This is a genomic window from Collinsella sp. AF11-11 (assembly GCF_003465485.1).
Taxonomy (GTDB): Bacteria; Actinomycetota; Coriobacteriia; order Coriobacteriales; family Coriobacteriaceae; genus Collinsella.
Window position 1 is genome coordinate 1 of sequence record NZ_QSAS01000041.1, and the last position, 1,465, is coordinate 1,465.

2 protein-coding genes are annotated in these 1,465 nt (G+C 68.6%); both read right to left on the bottom strand.

All coding sequences use genetic code 11. The features are described from left to right. Positions 1 to 48: 48 nt before the first annotated feature. Entirely contained in the window at positions 49 to 900 is an 852-nt protein-coding gene (locus tag DWV58_RS09740; RefSeq protein ID WP_199586069.1) for an IS3 family transposase, read from the bottom strand. A 20-nt stretch (positions 901 to 920) separates the two neighbouring features. Continuing rightward, on the bottom strand, positions 921 to 1,418 hold the full coding sequence (locus tag DWV58_RS09745; RefSeq protein WP_117776945.1) for a helix-turn-helix domain-containing protein: 498 nt from the start codon (positions 1,416 to 1,418) through the stop codon (positions 921 to 923). Positions 1,419 to 1,465 lie beyond the last annotated feature (47 nt).

Genomic DNA, 1,465 nt, shown 5'->3' on the forward strand with positions numbered 1-1,465 from the left:
AAGGGGACAGTGAACTGCGCCCCGAAACTTGGACTGGATAAATAGCGACTACGCCGCAAGGGCCCGGTCCCGGAACTCCTCCGGCGTCAGGCCCTTCAATCTTACCTGCCTGCGCCGCGTGTTCCAATGGACTATGTACCCCTCCAGGTCGCGCTTGAAGTCCCCGAAGCTGCCCCACTCCCTGCCGCGGTAGAACTCGTCCTTCACGTGGCCGAAGAGCTGCTCGGTGGCGGCGTTGTCGATGCAGTTCCCCTTGCGCGACATGCTCTGGGTGATGCCCGCCCCCTCCAGCCTGGAGGTGTAGGACTCGTGCTGGTACTGCCAGCCCATGTCCGAGTGCATGGTCGGTGCCGCCCCGTCGGGCAGGGCCTCGAGGAGCCGGTCGAGCATCCTGTGCTGCTGGGCGAGGTCCGGCGAGGTCGATATGTCGCTCGCCACGATCTCCTTCGTGCAGAAGTCGAGCACCGGGGCCCAGTAGGCCTTGGCGCCGGCGACCTTGAACTCGGTGACGTCGGTGCCGAGCTTCTGCCACGGCCCCTCGGCGCCGAAGTCCCTCGCGATGACGTTCTCGAACGTGCTCCCCACGAGCCCCCTGTAGGAGCTGTACCGGCGGCGGGAGCCCCGGCGGCGTATCCCGCACCGGATGCCCATCTCGCGCATCATCTTGAGCACGGTCTTGTCGGCCACGACCGCGCCCAGCTCGGCGCGCAGGCACATGGCTATCTGCCGGTGCCCGCAGCCGTTGGCGGTGCGCGAGAATATCTCGGCCGCGGCGTCGCGCAGCTCGGGCCGGGTCGGCCTCCGCGGGTGCGCCAGCGCGTAGTAGTAGGTCGACCTCCTGAGCCCCGAGCACTCCAGCAGGTGGCGCAGGGAGTGCCCCTCCGCGCGCAGCGCCCCCACCGCCTCGGCCGCCGCCCTGGTCAGAGCCCGTCCCGCTCGACCAGGGCGCGCAATTTTTTTAGGTAGGCGACCTCGGCCTCGAGCCTGCGGCAGCGCTCCTCGAGCTCCTGCTCGCGGGTGCGGGTGCGGGGTTTCGACCTCGACCCCCTCGGCCTGCCCTTCGGTCCGGGCCGCAGCGCCTCGGCGCCGCCCTCGCGGTAGAGCCTGCACCAGCGCTCCAGCGGGGACTTCGACCTGATCCCGAACTCGGCCATGGCGTCGGTCTTCGCCATCCCGCCGTCGACCACGGCCGACGCCGCGGCGACCCTCTGCTCGAATGCGTACCTGGATTGTTTCCCGCCCATGGACAGCAGCGCCTCGCTTCCGAACGCCCGGTATACCCACTGCCATTCTCTCACGGTCTCGCGGGGGACGGACAGGGCCTCGGCCGCCGGCTTGCAGCCGACGCCGGCGTCGAAGAGCTCGACGGCCCGCCTCCTGGACTCCAGGTCGTGCTTCACCCTGAGGTCTATACTCATGGAAAACCTCCCATTTCCCGATGTCCAAGAAATGGGAGGCAGTTCAC